At 68.3% G+C, this 15,137-nt stretch carries 12 protein-coding genes and 1 riboswitch; of the genes, 3 read left to right on the top strand and 9 right to left on the bottom strand.

From position 1 onward, the window contains the following. The first annotated feature begins 298 nt into the window (after positions 1 to 298). Positions 299 to 2,161: an ABC transporter ATP-binding protein gene (locus WT24_RS21510; protein ID WP_060035790.1), complete on the top strand. Its 1,863-nt coding sequence runs from the start codon at positions 299 to 301 to the stop codon at positions 2,159 to 2,161. Between the two features lie 213 nt (positions 2,162 to 2,374). Next, positions 2,375 to 3,088 (top strand): riboflavin synthase, encoded by a 714-nt coding sequence (locus WT24_RS21515; protein ID WP_060035791.1) that lies wholly within the window; start codon positions 2,375 to 2,377, stop codon positions 3,086 to 3,088. 72 nt (positions 3,089 to 3,160) lie between these two features. Here the strand turns inward: WT24_RS21515 and WT24_RS21520 are convergent, their stop codons facing one another. Then, entirely contained in the window at positions 3,161 to 4,105 is a 945-nt protein-coding gene (locus WT24_RS21520; RefSeq protein WP_257127540.1) for a LysR family transcriptional regulator, read from the bottom strand. 65 nt (positions 4,106 to 4,170) lie between these two features. Between WT24_RS21520 and WT24_RS21525 the strand changes: the two genes are divergently transcribed. Continuing rightward, positions 4,171 to 5,184, top strand: a complete 1,014-nt coding sequence (locus WT24_RS21525; RefSeq protein WP_060035792.1) for an alcohol dehydrogenase catalytic domain-containing protein — start codon at positions 4,171 to 4,173, stop codon at positions 5,182 to 5,184. Position 5,185: 1 nt separating this feature from the next. On the opposite strand, the gene WT24_RS21530 is transcribed toward WT24_RS21525, so the two are convergent. From WT24_RS21530 to WT24_RS21565, 8 genes are all read right to left on the bottom strand, one after another. Further along, positions 5,186 to 5,770: a hypothetical protein gene (locus WT24_RS21530; protein ID WP_034205303.1), complete on the bottom strand. Its 585-nt coding sequence runs from the start codon at positions 5,768 to 5,770 to the stop codon at positions 5,186 to 5,188. Between the two features lie 77 nt (positions 5,771 to 5,847). Continuing rightward, positions 5,848 to 7,089: a voltage-gated chloride channel family protein gene (locus tag WT24_RS21535; RefSeq protein WP_060035793.1), complete on the bottom strand. Its 1,242-nt coding sequence runs from the start codon at positions 7,087 to 7,089 to the stop codon at positions 5,848 to 5,850. Positions 7,090 to 7,167: 78 nt separating this feature from the next. Further along, a riboswitch (Fluoride riboswitch) is annotated at positions 7,168 to 7,273 on the bottom strand. Between the two features lie 79 nt (positions 7,274 to 7,352). Beyond that, complete coding sequence (locus WT24_RS21540; RefSeq protein WP_060035794.1) at positions 7,353 to 8,372, bottom strand: chemotaxis response regulator protein-glutamate methylesterase; 1,020 nt, start codon at positions 8,370 to 8,372, stop codon at positions 7,353 to 7,355. Further along, positions 8,369 to 10,678, bottom strand: a complete 2,310-nt coding sequence (locus WT24_RS21545; RefSeq protein ID WP_034205306.1) for a hybrid sensor histidine kinase/response regulator — start codon at positions 10,676 to 10,678, stop codon at positions 8,369 to 8,371. The genes WT24_RS21540 and WT24_RS21545 overlap by 4 nt, the downstream gene beginning before the upstream one ends. Next, a complete protein-coding gene (locus WT24_RS21550) occupies positions 10,675 to 11,385 on the bottom strand; it encodes a chemotaxis protein CheW (protein WP_060035795.1) in 711 nt (236 codons plus the stop codon). Before WT24_RS21550 ends, WT24_RS21545 begins: the two co-directional genes overlap by 4 nt. 46 nt (positions 11,386 to 11,431) lie before the next feature. Continuing rightward, entirely contained in the window at positions 11,432 to 12,850 is a 1,419-nt protein-coding gene (locus WT24_RS21555) for a protein-glutamate O-methyltransferase CheR (protein WP_060035796.1), read from the bottom strand. Beyond that, entirely contained in the window at positions 12,847 to 13,359 is a 513-nt protein-coding gene (locus WT24_RS21560; RefSeq protein WP_060035797.1) for a chemotaxis protein CheW, read from the bottom strand. Before WT24_RS21560 ends, WT24_RS21555 begins: the two co-directional genes overlap by 4 nt. Then, entirely contained in the window at positions 13,356 to 15,032 is a 1,677-nt protein-coding gene (locus WT24_RS21565; RefSeq protein WP_059501297.1) for a methyl-accepting chemotaxis protein, read from the bottom strand. Before WT24_RS21565 ends, WT24_RS21560 begins: the two co-directional genes overlap by 4 nt. Between the last annotated feature and the right edge of the window lie 105 nt (positions 15,033 to 15,137).

Raw genomic sequence — 15,137 nt, forward strand, 5'->3', positions numbered from 1 at the left:
GGCGCGCGCGACACTCCTGATAAAATCGCCACACGTCTTTTCGGCGTCCTTTCAACCGTTCACTTCAGGGAGGTGCAGATGTTCCGAATGCCAGCAACCTTCCCGAACGTGGTCTCACGGCGCAGTTGATCCAGCCCGCCGTCCGCGCCGGCTCCCGAGTTTTCCGCTGACCCGTCAGCCGCGCTTTTCCCGACAGCCCGTTTCGTTCCGCCCGCGTGTTTCGCGCGGCCCGGCTGTTGCGTTTTCGACGTTCTCCGAACCGGAAAGTCCCGTCGCGCGACGCGCCGGGCAACGATACATGACCAGAAAAACCTCCCATCTGGGCGGCCATGCATTCCAGGCCGTCTTCGGCTTCACCCTCCGTTACTGGCGCAAGCAGCCGGTGCGCATCGCCGCGGTCGCCAGCCTCGCGCTGCTCGCCGCGCTCGCCGACGTCCTCACGCCGCTGTTCGCCGGCCGCCTCGTCGACGCGCTGTCGAGCGGCCTGACCGACCGTGCCGCCGCGTGGCATTCGGCCCTCGTCGCGTTCGGCACGCTCGCCGCGCTCGGCATCGGCGCGACGGTGCTGCGCCAGGGCGTCTACCTGAACATCATCACGCTCACGCTGAAGATGATGAGCGAGATCGCCGCCGCCTCGTTCCACCGCGTGCAGCGCTTCTCGACCGACTGGCACGCGAACAGCTTCGCGGGCTCGACCGTGCGCAAGATCACGCGCGGAATCTGGGCGCTCGACCTGCTCAACGACACCGTGCTGATCGCGCTGCTGCCGTCGGTCGCGATGCTGGTCGGCGCGACCGTGCTGCTCGGCACGCACTGGCCCGTGATGGGGCTCGTCGTCGGCGCGGGGTCGCTGCTGTACATCGCGGTGACGGTCGCGGTGTCGCTCGGCATCGTCGCGCCGGCCGCCCGGCTCGGCAACCTGTGGGACACGCGCATGGGCGGCGCGCTCGCCGATGCGGTGAGCTGCAACGCGGTGGTGAAAGCGTTCGGCGCGGAAGTGCGCGAGGAAGCGCGGCTCGCGCGCGTGATCGGTAAGTGGCGGCAGCGCACGCGCCGCACGTGGGTGCGCGGCACGTTCAACGGCGGGTTGCAGGGCGCGATGCTCGTCGCGATGCAGGCCGCGATGATCGGCGTCGCCCTGCGGCTGTGGATGAACGACGAGGCGAGCGTCGGCGACATCGCGTTCGCGCTGACGATGTTCTTCATGCTGCAGGGTTACCTGCGCGACGTCGGCATGCATATCCGCAACCTGCAGCGCTCGGTAAACGACATGGAAGAACTCGTCGCGCTCGAACGCCAGCCGCTCGGCATCGACGATCGGCCCGGCGCACCGGCCATCCGGATCGGGCAAGGCGAGATCCGCTTCGAGCACGTGACGTTCCGCTACGGCAACCATCCGGTGCCGCTGTACGACGATTTCTCGATGCGGATCGCGCCCGGCGAACGCGTGGGCCTCGTCGGGCATTCGGGGTCGGGCAAGACGACGTTCATCAAGCTGATCCAGCGCCTGTACGACGTATCGGGCGGGCGCATCACGATCGACGGCCAGGACATCGCGCAGGTGCGGCAGGATTCGCTGCGCAGCCAGATCGCGATCGTCCAGCAGGAGCCCGTGCTGTTCCACCGCACGCTCGCGGAGAACATCGCGTATGCGCGCCCCGACGCGAGCCGCGCCGAGATCGAGCGCGCCGCGCGCCTGGCCAGCGCGCACGACTTCATCGCCGCGCTGCCGGACGGCTATGACACGCTCGTCGGCGAACGCGGGATCAAGCTGTCGGGCGGCGAGCGCCAGCGCGTCGCGATCGCGCGCGCGTTCCTCGCGGATGCGCCGATCCTGATCCTCGACGAAGCGACGTCGAGCCTCGACAGCGAAAGCGAGCTGCTGATCCAGCAGGCGATGGAGCGGCTGATGGTCGGCCGCACGACGCTCGTCGTCGCGCACCGGCTGTCGACCGTGCGCGCGCTCGATCGGCTGCTGGTGCTCGATCGCGGCAAGGTGATCGAGGAAGGCAACCACGACGCGCTGATCCGCATCGACGGCGGCATCTATCGCCGGCTGTTCGAGCGGCAGGCGCTGGAGCTGGCGAAGGGGCTCGCCGATTCGCCGCGACGCACGGCGGATCGCAATGCCGGGCCGCTGGGAGAGCCGGCGGAGGTCTGATGCAAGCGCGTCGCGATCCGGCGCGGCGGCGCAGTCGCCGCCGCCGGGCCACGCGGCGGCAACCGGTTCCGGATCGAGGCCGTGCCATGCGCACGGCCTTTTTTTGTGTCTGCGGCGCCGGCTCGGCGGCGCCGGACAACCGCGCGCCACGGCGTGTCTGCCGCCGGGATCACTTATCATGTCGGCCAGGCAATTCGCGACGAAAGGCAGACCATGTTTACAGGCATTGTTCAGGGCGTCGGCACCATCGACGCCATCAAGGATCACGGCGAGCTGAGGACCTTCAGCATCGCATTCCCCGAGCGGTTCACCGACGATATCGAGATCGGCGCGAGCGTGTCGGTCGATGGCGTGTGCCTGACGGTGACGACCATCCATTCGCCGACGCTGATCGACTTCGACGTCATGCTGCCGAGCCTGCGAATCACGACGCTGGCCGAGCTCGCGACCGGCGCGCGGGTCAACGTCGAGCGCGCCGCGAAGGACGGTGCGGAGATCGGTGGACATCCGCTGTCCGGTCATGTCGATTTCACCGGGACCATCGTGCACGTCGCATCGTCCGAGCACAACCGGATGATCCGCATCGGCGTACCTGCCGAGTTCAAGCGCTATGTGTTCGCGAAGGGCTACATCGCGATCAACGGCTGCAGCCTCACCGTGTCAGACGTCAATCGCGACGAAGGCTGGTTCGACGTCTGGCTGATTCCCGAAACGCGCCGCGCGACCACGTTCGATGCGAAGGGCGTCAACGACACGGTCAACATCGAGATCGAGCGCAGCACCCAGGTCGTCGTGGATACGATCCGGGAATCGGTCAAGGAAACGCTCGGCGAATTGAACGGCGTCGTCACCGCGCTGCTGGCGGAAAAAGGCATCGATATCGAGGAACTGCTGGCGCGCAATGTCGCGCGGCTGCCGAAGCAGTAAAGGTCGATGACCTGCGTGCCACGGTATGTCGCGTGGGAACGCAGGCTTATTCGTCCGTGGCGCTCCGACCGGTCAAGGCTTGCCGTTCTTGAAGGCCGCAACCAGAAATTCGACGAGCACCCGGACCCGCATCGGAAGGCGTCGGCCTGCGGGGTACACGAGATGGATGGGGAAGCGTTCAGGCTGCAACTGCGGCAGCAGGACGCGAACCTTGCCGGATCGAATGTCTTCCTCGAACAACCAGGACGGCGCTTGCGCAATGCCAAGGTCGCATAGAACGGACGCCCGGATGTGTTCGGCGTCGCCCGTCATCAGCGAGCCGTGCGGCACGTAGGAGACGGTTTCCTTTTTGACCTTGAACGCCCACGGTTTCGGCTCGCGATCTTTCGAAAATACCACGCACGCGTGCCGATCGAGGTCGGAAAGTCGCTGTGGCTCGCCACGTGCGGCAACGTAGTCCGAACTGGCGACGAGCAGGAAATCCGCGTCGGTCAGTTTTTTGGCGGTGAGTGACGAATCCATCAACTGCCCGTGCCGGATGCCAAGATCGACGCCATCGCCAACCAGATCGACCAGCCGCTCGGAAACCGATAATTCGACGCTTACGTCCGGGTAGCGCTTGAAGAATTCCGGCAACAACGGGGTAATGCACAGCCGTCCGTGTGCCGGCGCCGTGTTGACCCTGACGACGCCCTTGGGGGCGCGCTGACGGTCGCCCACTGACGCTTCGAGCACGTCAAAATCGTCAATGAGTTGCTTGGCTGACTCGTAGAACGCGAGCCCCGCATCGGTGACGATGACCTTGCGCGACGTGCGCATCAGAAGCTGCGCGCCAAGGTGAGTTTCGAGCGCACCGATTTTCTTGCTGACGGCAGGCTGTCCTATTCCATGTTCGCGCCCCACGGCCGAGAAATTGCCGCATTCGACAAGGCGGACAAACAGCCGAATTGCATCCAGACGATCCATCAGCGGGATTCCCGGCGATTCCAAAATGGAATTGATGGTATGTCGAAACATGCCGTTTCGGCAATATCGAAATCGCCGTAGATTCACGGTTGTTCAGCCAACCGACACGACCGACCATGAAAGCACTCAGTGTGACGCCCGACCGCGAACTCGAACTGCGCGACATTCCCACGCCACTCGACGCCGCACCCGAGCATGTGTTGATCGACATGGATGCGTCAGCCATCAACCACGGCGACAAGACGTTCCTCACAAGGCCGGCAGCGGCGGGTCTTGCGTTGCCGTTGAGCGAACACGCTGTCTGGGGCGCATCCGGTGCCGGAAGAGTCGTCTCCGTCGGCGACGGTGTGCCGCAAAAATACCTCGGCAAACAGGTGGCGATTTATCGCTCGCTGGCTCGAAGCCCACGCAGCGTCGGCTTGTGGTCCGAGCGCGCACACGTGCCCTACAGCACGTGCCTGATTTTGCCCGAGCACGTTTGTGCGCGAGATTATTGCGGCTCGCTCGTGAACGCGATGACGGCTTACGCATTTCTCGACGAAGCCGAAAGGGACGGGCACAAGGGTGTCATCGTGACGGCTGGCAATTCGGCAACAGGCCGTGGGATCGCGGCGCTCGTGCGCGACAGACAACTGCAAGCGATCTTTCTGGTTCGTGGCGACGCCGCGCGCGACACGTTGCGCGCGTCCGGCGTTGAGCACGTGATCGTCACGCGAGAAGGATTCGAGCGCGAGTTTGCTTCGCTCGCGGCGGAACTGAACGCGACAGCCGTTTTTGACGGCGTCGGCGGCGAATTGCTCAGTCACGTGTTGCCGGTGCTGCCGCCGAACCCGACGGTCTACGTGTACGGCTTTCTGGGCGCTGCGTCGCCGGTCGTGATTCCTTCCGTCCTATTCATGTCAAAAAATCTGACGATGAAGCGGTTCAGCAATTTCGACAGCCGCACGGTGAAGGAACCCGACAACCTTGTCCGCGCGCTCGGCAACCTGGAACAGGTGATTGACGATCCGTTGTTCAGAACGAAAATCGGCGACATGTTTCGCCTCGATCAAATCGAAGAGGCGATGCGGTACGAATCGGCCGAGGGCGCCAAGGCGGTGTTGGTGCACGGTGATCGCAGCGACACGTGAGCTAGGTGATCCGCTGGATCACCGAATACCTGCTTCCATCGGAAAACACCTCGACCCACGGTTCCGATTCCTCGAACGTCCAGAGAACGAGTTCGAGGTCGATCAGTTCATTCCAGTCATCGTCGGGCCACGGCATGTTCCATCCGCCCGCGACGGCCACCACGCCGCCTGTATAGAGCGGGCATTGCGCCATCCATTCGCGCTCGTAGTCGTGCGCGGCCGCGCCCTTGAAGTTACCGTTGAATCCCCAGTCGCGCTGCCAGCCGTGTGCGTCGAGGTACGCGCCGATCGCGGCGGAGCCGAAGCGGAACACCGCGTCGACCGATGGAAGCGACATCGCGTCGGATCGGCACAGCGGGCGGGCGGAGCGGACAGGTTGCGTGGAAGTCTCCACGCGGCCTGACGTGCCGCCATCGTCGAGATATACGTTCAGCCAGACGCCATCGCGCTCGACGGAAATGCACAACGCGCCGGCATCAACTCCATGCCAGTAGCCGGTGACGGGTTCGCCGTCGTCCGCGAAGCGGTACTGACGGCACGGCCTCGCAAGCCGCTTCGCTTCGTTCAGAAAATCGTCCGACGTCATTGGATGCCTCTCTTTTCAGCGTCCCGGGTATCGCATCGCACCGCCGCGATCGAACGACATCGACCGCGGCCCCCGCCTCACTCCACCCCCACCCGCGCCCCCTTCCCCACCGCCACGCGCTGCGCGCGATAAATCCCCGCGGGGCCGGAGAACAGATACGCGACGACACAGGCGACGATCGCATAGACGCCGATATCCGCGCCGAACAATTCGATCGCCATGATCGTCGACGCGATCGGCGTGTTCGCCGCGCCCGCGAACACCGCGACGAAGCCGAGCCCCGCGAGCACCGGCACCGGCAGCGCCAGCACCTGGCCGAGCGCGTTGCCGAGCGTCGCGCCGATGTAGAACAGCGGCGTCACTTCGCCGCCCTTGAATCCCGACGCGAGCGTGACGACGGTGAACGCGAACTTGCCCGCGAAATCGTAAAGCGGCAGCGGGCCATGAAACGCGGCCTCGATCGTCGGGATGCCGAGGCCGAGATACTGCGGCACGTTCAGCACGGTCGCGGCCACGGCGACCAGCAGGCCGCCGAGCACCGGCTGCAACGGCGCATGGCGGATCGCGCGGCGAAACCACGCGGTCAGCGCATGCGTCGCAAACGCGAACAGCCTCCCGACCACGCCGAACGCGATGCCCGCGACGACCGTCGCGGCCAGCCTCGTCGCCGATACGGTCGGCACGAACGGAATCGCATAGGCGGTGTGATGGATGCCCCACGCACGGCACACGGCGTCCGCGACGATCGCCGACGCAACGCAGGCCAGCAGCGCGTCGTATCGCACGCGCCCGATCGCGAGCACCTCGAGCCCGAACACGGCGCCCGCGAGCGGCGTGCCGAATACCGACGCGAAGCCGGCCGCGATGCCGCCCATCAGCAGCACGCGGCGATGCTCGCGATCGAGACGAAACAGGTGCGTGATGCGATCGGCGAGCGCGCCGCCCATCTGCACGGCCGTGCCCTCGCGGCCGGCCGACCCGCCGAACAGGTGCGTGACGACGGTCGCGACGAGCACGAGCGGCGCCATCCGCTTCGGCACGAGCGCCTTCGGGTCGTGAATCTCGTCGATCAGCAGGTTGTTGCCGCGCGCGACCGACTGGCCGAAGCGATGGTAGATCCAGCCGGTGGCGAAACCGGCGGCCGGCAGCCCCCACAGCAGCCACGGATGCGCGACCCGCGTGCCGGTCGCCCAGTCGAGCGCGATCAGGAACACGGCGGATGCCGTACCGGCCAGCGCGCCGAGCAGCGCTGAAAGCGCGAGCCAGCGGCACACATAGCGCAGGGTCGCGAAAAGATCGGCAGAAGTGGTGAAAAACATGATTTCCAGATTCGACGGAACATCAAACCTGGGCGGCAGAATGCCGGATGGACGGCCTGCGACCTCCTGACGACCCAGGAACACGCAGGCATCATCAGCCGGGCAAACCGGCGGTTGAGGGCCGCACCGCGCGCGCCACGCGCCGCGAACGACCGCAGGGAGGCATGCCATCTCCGCAGGCTGCGATTGTACGCGACGCCGCGCCACGCACGCAATGCAGACGCCGGCGCGCCGCGAAACGACGGCGCGCGGCCGGTGCGCCGTCAGTCGCGCGGCGCGAGCGCGATCCGCGCGATCAACTGCGGCGCGATCTGTTCGAGCGGCAGGATCGCCGACGCCGCGCCGATCGCCGCGGCCGCCTTCGGCATCCCGTACACGGCGCTGGTCGCTTCGTCCTGCGCGATCGTATAGCAGCCCTTCGCGCGCATCGCCTTCAGGCCGAGCGCGCCGTCGCGTCCCATGCCCGTCAGCAGCACGCCCAGCGCATCGCCCTGCCAGCCGTCCGCGACACTGTTGAAAAACACGTCGATCGACGGCCGGTACGGCGTTTCGGCCGGATGCCGCGTATAGCCGAGCACGCCGCGCGGCGATAGCATCAGATGGTCGTTGGTCGCCGCGAGCAGCACCTTGCCCGCTTCCGGCACACTGCCCTGTCGTGCGACGCGCACCGGCAGCCGCGTATAGCCGTCGAGCCATTCGGCCATGCCGTACGCGAATGCCTGGTCGACGTGCTGAACGATCACGATCGCGGCCGGAAAGTCGGCCGGCAGCGCGCGCAGCAGCGCGGTGAGCGCGGTCGGCCCGCCCGCCGACGCACCGATCGCGACGAGCGTCGGCTGTCCGCGCGCGGGCGCCGGCCCCGGCGGCACGAGCGCCGCGGTGCGGCTTTCGAGCAGCCGGCCGATCTGGTCGATCTTCGCGAGCAGCGCCTGCGGCGACGCATCGGTCGACAGCCCGAGCGCGAGCGTCGGCGTATCGACCGCGTCGAGCGCGCCCGCGCCCATCGCCTCGTACACCGACGACGTGTTCGCGCTGACGCTCGCCGTCACGATCAGGATCGCGCACGGCGCGCGCGCCATGATCCGGCGCGTCGCGGCGACGCCGTCGACCTTCGGCATCACGAGATCCATCAGGACGACGTCGGGCGGATGCGCGACGCAGAAATCCACGGCCTCGTCGCCATCGGTCGCCACCCACAGCACGCGATGGTCGGCGCGCAGCGCGATCACGCGGCGCAGCGCCTCCACGGCCAGCGGCAGATCGTTGACGATGCCGATGTTCATCGGTGCGCGTCCCCGATCAGGTCGTGCACGGCATCGAGCAGCGCCTCGTCGTGGAAGCTGCTCTTCGCGAGATAGTAATCGGCGCCGGCATCGAGCCCGCGCCGGCGATCCTCGTCGCGATCCTTGTACGACACGATCATCACCGGCACGCGCTTGAGCATCGGGTCGCTCTTGATCAGCGTGACGAGTTCGATGCCGTCCATGCGCGGCATGTCGACGTCGGTCACGACGAGATCGAACGCATCGCTGCGCACCGCGTTCCACCCCTCCATCCCGTCGACCGCCACCGTCACGTCGTAGCCGCGCTTTTCCAGGAGCTTGCGTTCGAGCTCGCGCACCGTCAGCGAATCGTCGACGACGAGCACGCGGCGACGCCGGTCGGCGAGCGCGAGTTGCGGATCGCGCGTGAGCCGCGCGAGCTGGCCGCCGCGCACGAGCTTGTCGACCGAGCGGATCAGGTCCTCGACGTCGACGATCAGCACCGGGTCGCCGTTCTCGAGCAATGCGCCGGCCGCGATGTTCTGGATCTTGTTCAGGCGGCTGTCGAGCGGCTGCACCACGAGCATCCGTTCGCCGAGGAAGCGGTCGACCGCGACGCCGTACAGCTCGGGTTCGCCGCCGACGACCACCACCGCGGTGGTGGCGCGCGCGACATCGGGCTCGCCCGCGTCGAGCAACTGGTGCGCGGCGACGAGGCCCGCGCGCCGGCCGTCGAACGGAAAATGCGGCTGCCCTTCGAGCACGTCGATGTCGTCGTGTGCGAGTTCGAGCGTGCGTCGCACATGCGCGAGCGGGAACGCATACGGCTCGCCGCCGACCTCGACGAGCAGGCTGCGGATCACCGACAGCGTGAGCGGCAACTGCAGCACGAAGCGCATGCCGGCGCCCGGCTCGTTGAAGATCCGCACCGCGCCGCGCACGCCGCGCACCATCTCCTGCACCGCGTCGAGGCCCACGCCGCGCCCCGACACGTCGGTCACCGCATCGCGCATCGAGAAGCCCGGCAGCAGCAGGAATTCGAGCAGTTCGGGATCGGACAACCGCGCGGCCGTCTCGTCGTCGGTCAGGCGCTGGCGCACGACGGCCGCGCGCAGCGCATCCATGTCGACGCCCGGCCCGTCGTCGATCACGCTGACGAGCAGCGAGCCCGCGCTGTGGCGCGCCTCGAGCGTGACGCTCGCCTCGGCCGGCTTGCCGCGCGCCTGGCGCGCGTCGGGCGAATCGACGCCGTGGTCGATCGCGTTGCGCAACAGGTGGCCGAGCGGCGCGTCCAGCAGGTCGAGGATGTCGCGATCGACCTGCGTGCCTTCGCCGACGATCGAGAAACGCACCTGCTTGCCGAGCGAGCGCGCGAGATCGCGGACGATACGCGGATACGCGCGCGTCGCGTCGCCGAACGGCCGCATCCGGCATTGAAGCGCCTCGTCGTACAGTTGCTCGGCGATATGCGTGCTGCGCCGCTCGAAGCGGTCGAATTCGTCCATGCGCTCGGCGAGCGAGCGCTGCAGGTCGTTGAGCATGTGCCGCACTTCGTTCATCGACGCGAGCATGCCGGCGTCGAGATCGTCGGCGTACTGTTCGTACATCAGGTCGAGCGAACGGGCCGCGTCGCGCTGCGCGCGCTTCACGCGCAGCATCGATTCGGCGAACGGCTTGAGCCAGCGCGATTCGACCAGCGATTCGCCGGACAGGCTCAACAGCCGGTTCAGCGTATCGGCGCGCACGCGGCGCATCGCACCGGCGCCCGCCACGCGGCCAGCCTGGACCGGATCGGGCGCCGTGCCCGACACGGCGAGCGGCGGTACCGCGGCACTTGCCCCGACCGGCTCGTTCGCGGCGCCGTCGTGTTCGCGATACGGCACCAACGACGGCGGCACCGGCGGCGGCACGGCGGCCGGCGCCTGCATCGTCTGCGCGCCGTCGGCGCCTGTCAGCGCCGCCGCGAACCCGTCGATCTCGGTCTGGGACACGGGCTGCCCCTGCGGATCGCCGACGCGCACCAGCAAATCGACACCGGCCAGCAGCACGTCGACGTGCGTGGCCGTCAGCGCGATCGTGCCGGCCTGCGCGGCGACGAAGCATTCCTCCATCCGCCCGGCGATCTCGACGCCGAGTGGCACGCCGACGATGCGCGCGGCGCCCTTCAGCGAATGCGCGGCGCGCATGCACGCTTCGAGCGCGACGGAATCGGGCTCGCCCGATTCGAGCGCGAGCAGCCGCTCCGACAGCGCCTGGGTCTGCGTGCGCGTCTCCTCGCGATACAGCTCGAGCAGCGACAGGTGGCTCAGGTCGTCATCGCCGCTCATCGCATGCTCCGTGTCACGGCGTCGAACAGACGATCGTCGTCGAGCAGCCCCACCGACCTGCCGCGCCACGACAGCACGCCGCGCGACAGGCCGGCGCTCGCGCGCCCGACCGTGGCAGGCACCGGCACCCAGTCGGAGGCGCCGAAGCGCAGCACGCCCTCGACTTCGTCGACCGGAAACACGACCGGTTCGCCCTGGTGCGCGGCCACCAGCAGCCGCGTGAAACGGCCGTCGCCGCCACTGCCGCTGCCGGTCTTGCCGGCATCGAGGCCGAGCAGCGCACCGATCGAGATCGCGATGCGCAGCGTGCCGCGGATGTTGACCACCCCGCGCACGGCCGAATGGCGGCGATGCGGCAGAGAATGAATCGGGCGCGTGCCGGCGATCTCGCGCAGCACGCCGATCGGCAGCGCGAGCCATTCGTCGGCCACCCGGAACGCGAGCGCCGCATGGCGCGTATCGCCGTCGTCGTCGCGCGCATGCGCGGTGTCGAACGCGCTCATCCGGCGCGTGACGTCCGTCATCTCGGCGACGTCGAGCGGACGCTCGAGCAGCTTCGCCGCGTGACTGGCGTAGACCGGGCAGTTCAGGCAGCGCAGGCAGTCGTTCAGCCGCTCGCACGAGCGGTCGCCGCGCGTGCCGATCCGGTTCCAGCAATCGTCGACGTCGAGCGTCGCGTCGTCAGTGGCAGCGGCGGCGCGGTTCATGAATTCCTCTGGTCATCGCGGTGTCGGTCCCATTCCCGTCGTCGTGTCAGCCGGCCGAACGCCGGGCGCGTTCGAGCAGCCATTGCGCGCCCGCACGATCGCCGCCGACGTCGAGCAGCGTCGCGAGATGCGTCAGCGCCTCGTGATGCGTGGGGCGCAGGTACAGCGCCTTCCGGTAGAAGTCGCTCGCCTCCGCGGCGCGCCCGCGCGCATCCGCGATCAGTCCGTTCAGGTAGAACGCGTCGGCATGCGGGCCGACGCGCGCGGAGAACTGCGCGAGCACGCGCTCGGCCTCGTCGAACGCACCCGCGTTCGCCAGGGCCTGTGCATCCTCCAGCGTCGGCGCGTCGTCGATCGTCGGCGCGATGCCGTCGTAGGCCGGCGCGGCCGCCACGGCGGTTGCCACGGCAAGCTCGGCCCGTACGTCGATTGCGGCCGTCGGCACGGCCGGCGCCGCCGCGAACGGCTGACGCACGTCGCCAAGCCAGGCGGGCGGCTCGACGGCCGCCACCGGGTGCAGCGCGGCGAGCGATGCGACCGTGACGCGCTCCGCGCGCCGGTACGGCGCCGCCGCGGACAGCGACGCAACCGGCCGGGCCGCACATGCATCGGCCGCCGCCGCACCGGCCGACTCGCGATGAAACGCGAACGCCAGCGGCACGCGCGCCGAGCGCATCCCGTGCCGCATCGCGACGCCCGTCTCCGCCGGCCCGACGAACAGCATGCCGTCGTCGGCGAGACGCGCGTCGAGCGAGCGGATCACGCGATCCTGCGCGTCGCGGTCGAAATAGATCAGCACGTTGCGGCAGAACACGAAGTCGTAGCGAATGCCGTTGTCGGCAACCGGTTCGACGAGGTTCGCGTGACTGAACTGCACGCACGCGCGCACGCGCTCGTCGAGCAGCCAGCCGTCGCGGGTCGGCGTGAAATACCGCGTACGAAACTCCGTCGCCGTCCCGCGAAACGCATTGCGTCCGTAACAGCCGAGCCGCGCCTGCTCGATCGCGCGCGCGCTCAGGTCGATCGCGTCGATCGCGAAGCTGGACGGCTCGAGCCCCGCATCCAGCAACGCCATCGCCGCCGAATACGGCTCCTCGCCCGTCGAGCACGGCGCGCTCAGCACGCGGATCACGCGGCCCGGCATCGCGGCGAGCCGTTCGGCGGCCTGCCGCGCGAGCGTGGCGAAGGCTTCGCGGTCGCGGAAGAACCACGTCTCCGGGACGACGAACAGCTCGATCAGCGCGCGCCGTTCGTCAGCCGACGCGTTGAGGTGCTGCCAGTACGCGTCGAGCGCTTCCGGCGTCACGGTCGGCCGCGCCGCCGACGGCACGCGCTCGCCGTCCGCCTGCAACGCATGCACGCGATCCGTCAGCGCCCGCATCAGGAAATCGTTGCCGAGCGAATCGGGGTCGATGCCGGTCTCCCGCAGCAGCCAGCCGCGAAATCGCGATTCGGACGCGTTCATGCGGATTCCTCCCCGTGGCCCGACAGGCCGTCGAACAGATACAGGCGGGCAACGTCGTCGATCAGGTCGGACACGGAGATCTGCTGCACGACGCCGTCGGGCGTGTTCGCGACCTGCCCGAGCCAGCGCGTGCGCGCGGTCGAGACGCCGCTGGCGCGGAACGCCGTGCGGTCGATCCGCATCGTCTGCGTCGCACGCTCGACGATCAGGCCGATCGTGCGCTCGCCATCGGCGTGACCGGCGCGATGGCGGACCATCACGAGCCGCGTCGAGCGCAGCGCCTGCGCGCGCCGCCCGAGCGCCAGCATCGGCACGTCGATCACCGGCACCGGCTGGCCGCCGCGCATCAGCAGCCCGGCGATCCAGTCGGGCGCGCCGGGCACCGCCTTCGTAACGGCGAGCGGCAGCACCTCTTCGATGCCGGCCGCGTCGAGCGCATAACGCTCGCCGTCGAGCTCGAACATCAGGAACAGCGCATGGGCGCCGTGCTGCGGATCGGCGCGCGTCACGCGTCGACCTTGAAGCGCGACACGCTGGTGCGCAACTGGTTCGCGACGAGCGTCAGGTCGTCGATCGCCTGCGACGACTGGCGCAGCGACTCGGCCGTCTGCTGCGCGGCCTCCGACAGTTGCGACAGCGCCTGCGTGATCTGCTCGGCGCCGTTCGCCTGCGTCTGCATCCCTTCGTTGACCATCTGGAAGCGCGGCGCGAGCGTCTGCACCTCGGCGATGATCTGCGACAGCTGCCCGCCGACCTGCTGCACGTCGAGCATCCCGCGGCGCACTTCCTCGGAGAACTTGTCCATCCCCATCACGCCCGCCGACACCGCCGACTGGATCTCCTTCACCGTCTGCTCGATGTCATAGGTCGCCACCGCCGTCTGGTCGGCCAGGCGGCGGATCTCGGTCGCGACGACCGCGAAGCCGCGACCGTATTCGCCGGCCTTCTCGGCCTCGATCGCCGCGTTCAGCGACAGCAGGTTGGTCTGGTCGGCCACCTTGGTGATCGTCGCGACCACCTGGTTGATGTTCAGCGCCTTCTCGTTGAGGATCGCGAGCTTCGCGTTCACCGAGCCGGCCGCGTCCATCACGCTGCGCATCGTCTCGCCCATCCGCGTGAGCCCGCTCTGGCTCACGCCCGCGAGCGTCGCCGACTGCTCGGCAACGCCGGCCACCTCGTTCATCGTGCGCAGCAGGTCGCGCGACGTCGCGAAGATCTCGCGCGAGGTCGCGCCGATCTCGGTGGTCGTCGCCGCGGTCTCGTTCGCGGTGGCCTGCTGCTCGCGCGACGTCGCGGCGATCTCGGCCACCGACGTCGTCACCTGCATCGACGACTGCTGCGCGCGCGCGACCAGCTCGGTCAATTCGTCGGCCATCCGGTTGAAGCCCGTCTCGAGCGTGCCGAATTCGTCGCGACGGCGCAGGTCGAGGCGACGCGTCAGGTTGCCCGTGCGCATCACGTCGTGCACCTCGACGAGCCGCGCCATCGGTACGGTGACCGAACGGTACAGCACGTAGCCGAGCCCGAGCGCGGACAGCAGCACGAACGCCAGCGCGGTCGCGAGCACGATCTCGGTGTCCTGCACCGATTCGCGAATCAGCTTCGCCGATTGCTCGGCGAACTTGCGGTTCTCCTGCACCAGCACGTTCGCGTTGCGCACGACCTCGGTCCACGCGGGCTGCACCTTCGCGTAGGCGGCGACCGCTTCGTCTCGCGACGCGCGGCTCTTCCGTACCGCTTCGTTCAGCAGCGGCACGTAGTGATCGTAGGCGCCGCGGAACGCCGCGAAGCGCTGCCGGTCGTCGTCGCGGAACGTCGTGTTCTGGTAGTCCACCGACAGCGACTCGATGTCCTTCAGCACGTCGGGAATCCTGGCGAGATCGCGCTGCACGGCTTCGGGTTCGGTATCGACGAAGGTCGCCTGCTGCAGCAGCGTGAACGATTCGTTGACCGAGCCGCGCAGCGTCGACGCGAGGTAGACGCCGGGCAGCGAGTCGCGCTCGATGCTGACGGCTTCGGCGTTGATCGCGCGCAGTCGCTCGTACGACACGCCGGCTGTCACCAGCATCAGCACGAACAGCACGCCGAAGCTGAGCAGGATGCGATTGCCGAGCGTCAGCCGGGCAGCGCCGATCGTCGGATGCAGGCTTTCATTGGTCGTGCGGGGCGTCACGGTGGCCATGTTCGTTATGGGCTTTCTAAATTCAGCGTTGAAAAAATCCGCGCCCGCCTGCGCGCCGGGTGGCGCGCCACGAGCGCATCGGGGTCTCGCGGGCGGCGCGGCGCC

It is taken from the genome of Burkholderia sp. MSMB1078WGS (genome assembly GCF_001528895.1).
Classification (GTDB): Bacteria; Pseudomonadota; Gammaproteobacteria; order Burkholderiales; family Burkholderiaceae; genus Burkholderia.

Coding starts and splice junctions, on each gene's coding strand:
- WT24_RS21540 (WP_060035794.1), bottom strand. CDS start 8,372: ATGAACATCGGCATCGTCAACGATCTGCCGCTGGCCGTGGAGGCGCTG.
- WT24_RS21515 (WP_060035791.1), top strand. CDS start 2,375: ATGTTTACAGGCATTGTTCAGGGCGTCGGCACCATCGACGCCATCAAG.
- WT24_RS21555 (WP_060035796.1), bottom strand. CDS start 12,850: ATGAACGCGTCCGAATCGCGATTTCGCGGCTGGCTGCTGCGGGAGACC.
- WT24_RS21510 (WP_060035790.1), top strand. CDS start 299: ATGACCAGAAAAACCTCCCATCTGGGCGGCCATGCATTCCAGGCCGTC.
- WT24_RS21525 (WP_060035792.1), top strand. CDS start 4,171: ATGAAAGCACTCAGTGTGACGCCCGACCGCGAACTCGAACTGCGCGAC.
- WT24_RS21545 (WP_034205306.1), bottom strand. CDS start 10,678: ATGAGCGGCGATGACGACCTGAGCCACCTGTCGCTGCTCGAGCTGTAT.
- WT24_RS21550 (WP_060035795.1), bottom strand. CDS start 11,385: ATGAACCGCGCCGCCGCTGCCACTGACGACGCGACGCTCGACGTCGAC.
- WT24_RS21565 (WP_059501297.1), bottom strand. CDS start 15,032: ATGGCCACCGTGACGCCCCGCACGACCAATGAAAGCCTGCATCCGACG.
- WT24_RS21520 (WP_257127540.1), bottom strand. CDS start 4,105: ATGTTTCGACATACCATCAATTCCATTTTGGAATCGCCGGGAATCCCG.
- WT24_RS21535 (WP_060035793.1), bottom strand. CDS start 7,089: ATGTTTTTCACCACTTCTGCCGATCTTTTCGCGACCCTGCGCTATGTG.
- WT24_RS21530 (WP_034205303.1), bottom strand. CDS start 5,770: ATGACGTCGGACGATTTTCTGAACGAAGCGAAGCGGCTTGCGAGGCCG.